Genomic DNA, 6,021 nt, shown 5'->3' on the forward strand with positions numbered 1-6,021 from the left:
GCCAATGCCAACCGCGGGTCGTCGACGGAAAAGACCGGAACGGATAGGCCGGAAATGGCGCTTCCCTTGCCCGCCACGATGGCCAGAGCACCGCGCTTTGCGGCATCAGCGGCGTAGGCAGCGCCGTCGGCCTTGCTGCCGGCGAGCGCGAAAAAGACGACGCCGGTCTTGGCCGTGCGGGAATCCGAGGAAATCCCGGTGACCTCCAGGTCGGGGGAAGCTGTTCCCTCGACAGGCAGGATACCGGCTAGTTCTTTCAGCTGCATCGGGTCCCGTTCATAGCAACAAAATAGCGCGCAGTTGCCGGCGCGCCCCAAGAATCACTGATAGGAAACCAGCGTTGCACCATTTTCATGGCTGAAATCTGGCTTCACGCCAAGCATGGCAGCCGAACGGCGGATAATGTTTCCCGCTATGACGCCCGCATTCGAGGCCGCGGTCGCTCCCATGCCGGGCTTTTCCGGCTTCGGCTCGTCAGCGATCGTCAGCACGATGTATTGCGGATCGTCCATCGGGAAGGCGGCCACGAACGCGTTGAAATTCTTCTCCTTGGAGTAGCGGCCGTTGACGACCTTCTCTGCCGTGCCGGTCTTGCCGCCGACGCGGTAGCCCGGCACCCTGGCGCTCTTGCCCGAGCCCTTCTCGGCATTGAGCGCATAGAGATAGCGCATGCCTTCGACGGTCTTTTCGCTGACCACCTTCTTTGCAACTTCCATCGCCTGCTGCGCCGTGCGCGGCAGGAAGGTCGGTTCGATCAGGAAGCCGCCATTCATCAGCGCGGCGCAGCCCACCGCCGTCTGCAGCGGCGTCGTCGACACGCCGTGACCGAAGGCGATGGTGATCGAATTGACCTGCTTCCACACTTTGGGCTCGGTCGGCCGCGCCACTTCCGGCAATTCCGTCTGCATCTTCTCGAGCACGCCCAGGCGATGCAGGAATTCGCGGTGTCCCTCGATGCCGACCGCCTCGGCCTCCTTGGCCGAGCCGATGTTGGAGGAATAGATGAACACCTCCGGCACCGACAGCACGCGGCCCTTGCTGTGGAAGTCGTGGATCGTCTGGCGGCCGATCCTGATCGGGCGCGTAGCGTCGAACCGGCTTTCCAGCGTCACCTTGCCGGAATCCAGCGCCATGGCGGTGGTGAAGCTCTTGAAGGTCGAGCCCATCTCATAGAGGCCGGCCGACATGCGGTTCAGCCGGTCCTTGTCCTGGGCATTGTAGGGATTGTTGGGATCGAAATCCGGCACCGAGGCCATCGCCATCACTTCGCCGGTCTTGACGTTGAGGACGACGGCGCCCGCCGCAATCGCATGGAACCGCTCCATGCCGTTGGCCACCTCGTCGCGCACGACGTTCTGGACGCGTAGGTCGATCGACAGTTGCACCGGCTTCAGGTCCCTGGCCACGGCCAGGCCCGACGCCTGCAGGTCGGTCAAACCCTGGTCGTCGATATATTTCTCCATGCCGGAGATGCCCTGATTGTCGATGTTGGTGAGACCGACGATGTAGGACGAGGTTTCGCCGCTCGGGTAGAAGCGGCGCTTCTCGGTGCGGAAACCGAAGCCGGGGATGCCGAGCTGCATGATGTCGGACTGCTGCTTCGGCGTCAGCTGCCGCTGCAGCCAGACGAAGCCGGCGCCGCTCTTCAGCTTGTGGTAGGTCTGCTCATAGTCGATCTCAGGCAGCACGGTCGACAGCTTCTCGATCGCCTCATCCGCGTCGACGATGCGGCGCGGTTCGGCAAACAGCGAGGCCGTCTTGATGTCGGTCGCCAGCACCTCGCCATTGCGGTCGACGATGTCGGGCCGCGAGGCCGTGACACGGTTCTGCGGCCCGCCCGACATGTCAGGGCTCTGGAAGCCGAGATAGACCAACCTGCCGGCGATGGCCGAATAGATGCCGAAGAACACCGCCATCGTCATCACGATGCGCGTCCTGGCCCTGCCGCCGGTCGCCTTGCGGGCGCCCTCGACGACGATCGAGCCGTCGTCGCCCTGCTTCTTGCGGCGCTTCAGCAGACTTCCGAGCGTCGAGAATTTGGCGATCATTGCACGATGCCTCCGGTCACCACCGGGTCCTTGGCCCCCTTGGGCCCATTGTCGGAATTGTCGGCCATGCCGCCCAGCCGCTGCGACGAGAGGTCCTCGATGGTGACCGGCTTTGCCGGCAGATCGTCGAGATTGACGATCTGGCGCGCATTGACCGGCTCCAGCCCGAGCTGCGACTTGTAGATTTCGGCGAGCTTCTGCAGGCGCGAAGGCTGCGTGAGCAGGCTCCAGTCGGCCTTGAGCAGGTCGATCGTGTCCTCCTCGTAGCGGATCTGCGCCTCGATCTTCTGCACCGAAGCCAATTGCTCCTCAGCCTCGCGCTTGGTCTTGTAGGTCAAGGCCGCCGCCGAAACCATGACGGCGATCAGGACTATGTCGCTGGTACGAAACACGTGCTTACCTCTCCCCCGGCCGCTCGACGGCGGGAAGCTTTGGAAGGCCGAAAATCGAAAAATCGCCAGCGCGCGCCGGCGCCTCGCTGCGGATCGCCGCGCGCAGCCTGGCCGAACGCGCCCTCGGATTGGCGGCGATTTCAGCCTCGCCCGGCGTCACACCGCCTCCCGCCTTCCTGAACGTCGCCGGGCGCACCTGCGCCTCGGGCATATGGCGCGAGCCGCTCGCGGCCTCGGCCCGATCGGCGATGAAACGCTTGACGATGCGGTCCTCCAGGGAATGGAAGGTCACCACGGCGAGCCGGCCGCCCGGCTTCAGCGCGCGCTCGGCCGCGAACAGCGCCTTGGCCAGTTCGCCTAGCTCGTCATTGACGAAGATGCGCAACGCCTGGAAGACGCGGGTCGCCGGATGGATCTTGTCCTTCGGCGCGCGGCCGATATGCGTCTCGATCGCGTCGGCCAGATCGAGCGTGCGCTCGAATGGCCGCTTCTCGCGCCGGCTCTCGATCATGCGGGCGATGCGGCCGGCATGGCGCTCCTCGCCGAGGAAGCCGAAGATGCGGGCAAGGTCGCCCGCCTTGAAGCTGTTGACGACATCGGCGGCGCTGAGGCCCGCCTGCGCCATGCGCATGTCGAGCGGTCCGTCGGCGCGAAACGAGAAGCCGCGCTCGGCCTGGTCGAGCTGCATGGAGGAGACGCCGATGTCGAGCACCACGCCGTCGGCGCTTTCGACATGCTCGTCGAGCATCGAAAACGGCGCCTGGACAAGAGTCAGGCTGCCGCCTGATTGCTGTTCCAGCGAGCGCCCAGCGGCGATGGCATCGGGATCGCGGTCGATGGCCACGACCGAGGCACCGCTTGCCAGGATGGCCCTGGTATAGCCGCCGGCGCCGAAGGTGCCGTCGACGATCAGATCGCCGGCCTTGGGCGACAGCGCCTCCAGCACTTCGGCAAGAAGGACCGGAATGTGGCGGGCCGGTCCGCCGACGGCGTTGATATCCTCGCCGTGGCCAGCCATCATTCCGGTCGCTCCCCAGGCTTCGTCCCCTGCCGAAGCTGCAACAGCCGGGCGCGCGCCTGCGCCCCATAGGCGGCAAGCCGTCCCGGCTCCCAGATCTGGAAGAAATTGCCGCGGCCGACAAACGCCGCTTCCGCCGAAATGCCGGTGTGCTCGCGAATGAAATCGGTCATCGTGATGCGCCCGTCCTGATCGAGCTTCAGGAACGTACCATCGCCATGGCAGAAGAACGACATGTCGTCCGCCGCCTGCAGGAAGGGATCCTCCTGCGCGATGCGCTGCTCGTAGCGGTCGAGCAGGTCGAGACCGCCGACATCCATCGCCGGAAGATCCAGGCAGCGCAGCGCATAGAACTCCGAATAGCCCCGCTTCTGAACGACGGCGCGGAAATGCGCCGGAACGGAGACCCGTCCCTTCGCATCGATCCTGCTCACCGTGTTCGACAGAAACCGGTCCATCACGCGCCACAGCCGCTTCCGCCGCCGCACCCCTTTCCATCATCCCGTCCGCGCCGCCGCCGCGCGTCCCTTGCCGAAATTCCGCTTCGTTCAACGAGGCGAAAGCTCGCAAACGCGCAGCCCCAGCGGCTGCCCGATTGGCGTACGCTTCACCCAGACACGGAACGAAGGCTTTGGTATCGGAATGGGATATCATGGGGTACTATGGGCGTCAACGGGAACGAGCTTCACAAACGCGCTCGCCACAACCAGAAAGAGCAGCCTGACGGCACGTCTGATCTTTATCCTCTATTAAGCCTAACGAAGCGTTTAGAGGGCTGTGGCCCAAGGGACGCGGCTTGCTGCGGGCCGCGCCCACGCATAGCGTCGCGCCAATGCTCCGCTGCCTTTGGCAGCCAACAGGAGGTGAATGGTCGATGTCCGAAACGGCGAAGTCACGTGCCGCCGCCCTTGCCCACTTGCGCAGCCGCGATTTCGCCAAGGGCGATCCGATCCCCTTGCCGCTGACCATGGCCTCGATCTTCCACACACCTGGCGAAGAAGCGGGCTTCGACCAGTATGGCCGCTACGACAATCCGACCTGGCGCGCCGTCGAACACGCGCTCGGTCATCTGGAAGACGCGCATTGCCTCGCCTTCCCGTCGGGGATGGGCGCGATCTCGTCGGTGTTGTTCGCGCTGCTGAAATCCGGCGATCGCGTCCTTCTGCCTGCCGACGGCTATCACGCCACGCGCGCGCTGGCGGAACGCTTCCTGAAGCCGTTCGGCGTCGCCTGCGACACCAGGCCGACCCCAACCTTCCTCGACGGCGGGTTCGACGGCTACCGGTTGGTCTTCGCCGAAAGCCCGTCGAACCCGCGGCTCGACATTTGCGACATCGCCGCCGTCGCCAACGCTGTCCATGCGCAAGGCGCGCTCCTCGTCGTCGACAACACGACGATGACGCCCTACGGCCAGCGCCCGCTCGACCTCGGTGCCGATATCGTCGTCTCCGCCGACACCAAGGCGGTGAACGGCCACTCCGACGTGCTGTTCGGCCACGTCGCGAGCCGCAATACGGACATCGTCGCCAAAGTGAGGGACTGGCGCGAGATGGCCGGCGGCATTCCCGGACCGTTCGAAGCCTGGCTCGTGCATCGCGGGCTCGAAACGCTGGAGGTGCGCTTCGACCGCATGTGCTCTTCAGCGGAAAAGATCGCGAAGCGACTCAAAAATCACCATGCGGTGGGCGCCCTGCGCTTTCCAGGCCTGGACGGCGATCCCTCGCACAATCTGGCGCGGGCGCAGATGGAGCGCTTCGGCTTCCTCATCTCCTTTGAACTCGCTTCGGAGCAGAAGGCCGAGGATTTCATCGACAACTGCGCGCTGATGCAGTCGGCAACCTCTTTCGGCGGCGTTCACACCTCGGCCGAACGGCGCTCCAAAAGAGGCGACGCCGTGCCGTCCGGCTTCGTGCGCCTGTCCATTGGCTGCGAGCCGGTGGAAGAGCTTTGGCAAGCGATCGAGGCATCGCTCGACAGACTTGATGGTTGAATCAGTGCGTGCGCCGGAAGGCGCAACCCACTGATCTCAAGGGATTTCACGGCGAAAGAAATTGCCAGCTGGCCTGTAAGCCGGGTTCTGTATGGCCCCCGCGCCTTGCGGCACGGGAACGTGGCGGCCATTCATCTTGGGCGCATGTTGCCATGCGCCTCACGCAACCTACCCGGGCGGTGGGCCGGAAACAGCCCTCGAGGTTTCCCTCGCACCGCCCCTATTCGGTCTTGCTCCCGGTGGGGTTTACCTTGCCGCTCCTGTTGCCAGTCGCGCGGTGGGCTCTTACCCCACCCTTTCACCCTTGCCCCGGATCCGGCAGAGCCGAACGCCGTGGCGGTTTGCTTTCTGTGGCACTTTCCCTGGGGTCGCCCCCGCCGGCCATTAACCGGCACCGTGTCTCCATGGAGCCCGGACTTTCCTCACCCGCAGCCTTTCGGCTTCGCGGGTGCGGCCGCCCGGCCAGCTGGCACGGCGTATAAAGGGGTTCGCGCTTGAAAACGCAAACGAAAAAGCAGACTTATGCCAGCTTCGTCAGACCGGAGAGCCGAGCGCGGCCATCTGCACCTTGAC

Annotated in this window: 6 protein-coding genes and 1 other RNA gene; 1 reads left to right on the top strand and 6 read right to left on the bottom strand. The window is 64.8% G+C overall.

Annotated features, from left to right (window positions below; all coding sequences use genetic code 11):
• The 5 genes from EN738_RS29430 to mraZ all read right to left on the bottom strand — a co-directional run.
• The coding region (locus EN738_RS29430) for a Mur ligase domain-containing protein (RefSeq protein ID WP_245494806.1) at positions 1–266 on the bottom strand (266 nt) is incomplete at its 3' end.
• A 54-nt stretch (positions 267–320) separates the two neighbouring features.
• Positions 321–2,048: a penicillin-binding protein 2 gene (locus EN738_RS29435; RefSeq protein ID WP_127286715.1), complete on the bottom strand. Its 1,728-nt coding sequence runs from the start codon at positions 2,046–2,048 to the stop codon at positions 321–323.
• The gene (locus EN738_RS29440; RefSeq protein ID WP_127286716.1) at positions 2,045–2,440 is read right to left on the bottom strand and encodes a hypothetical protein; all 396 of its coding nucleotides are present in this window, start codon (positions 2,438–2,440) and stop codon (positions 2,045–2,047) included. The genes EN738_RS29435 and EN738_RS29440 overlap by 4 nt, the downstream gene beginning before the upstream one ends.
• A 4-nt stretch (positions 2,441–2,444) precedes the next feature.
• Positions 2,445–3,461 (bottom strand): 16S rRNA (cytosine(1402)-N(4))-methyltransferase RsmH, encoded by a 1,017-nt coding sequence (gene rsmH / locus EN738_RS29445; RefSeq protein WP_127286717.1) that lies wholly within the window; start codon positions 3,459–3,461, stop codon positions 2,445–2,447.
• Positions 3,458–3,916, bottom strand: a complete 459-nt coding sequence (gene mraZ, locus EN738_RS29450; RefSeq protein WP_127286719.1) for a division/cell wall cluster transcriptional repressor MraZ — start codon at positions 3,914–3,916, stop codon at positions 3,458–3,460. Before mraZ ends, rsmH begins: the two co-directional genes overlap by 4 nt.
• Before the next feature lie 416 nt (positions 3,917–4,332).
• On the opposite strand from mraZ, the gene EN738_RS29455 reads away from it, so the two are divergent.
• Positions 4,333–5,448, top strand: a complete 1,116-nt coding sequence (locus EN738_RS29455; protein WP_127286718.1) for a cystathionine gamma-lyase — start codon at positions 4,333–4,335, stop codon at positions 5,446–5,448.
• Positions 5,449–5,508: 60 nt separating this feature from the next.
• Here EN738_RS29455 and rnpB read toward each other — a convergent pair.
• An RNA gene (gene rnpB / locus EN738_RS29460) (RNase P RNA component class A) lies at positions 5,509–5,918 on the bottom strand.
• Positions 5,919–6,021: the final 103 nt, after the last annotated feature.

The organism is Mesorhizobium sp. M4B.F.Ca.ET.017.02.2.1, assembly GCF_003998955.1.
GTDB classification, from domain to species: Bacteria; Pseudomonadota; Alphaproteobacteria; order Rhizobiales; family Rhizobiaceae; genus Mesorhizobium; species Mesorhizobium abyssinicae.

Coding starts and splice junctions, on each gene's coding strand:
- EN738_RS29435 (WP_127286715.1), bottom strand. CDS start 2,048: ATGATCGCCAAATTCTCGACGCTCGGAAGTCTGCTGAAGCGCCGCAAG.
- rsmH (WP_127286717.1), bottom strand. CDS start 3,461: ATGATGGCTGGCCACGGCGAGGATATCAACGCCGTCGGCGGACCGGCC.
- mraZ (WP_127286719.1), bottom strand. CDS start 3,916: ATGGACCGGTTTCTGTCGAACACGGTGAGCAGGATCGATGCGAAGGGA.
- EN738_RS29455 (WP_127286718.1), top strand. CDS start 4,333: ATGTCCGAAACGGCGAAGTCACGTGCCGCCGCCCTTGCCCACTTGCGC.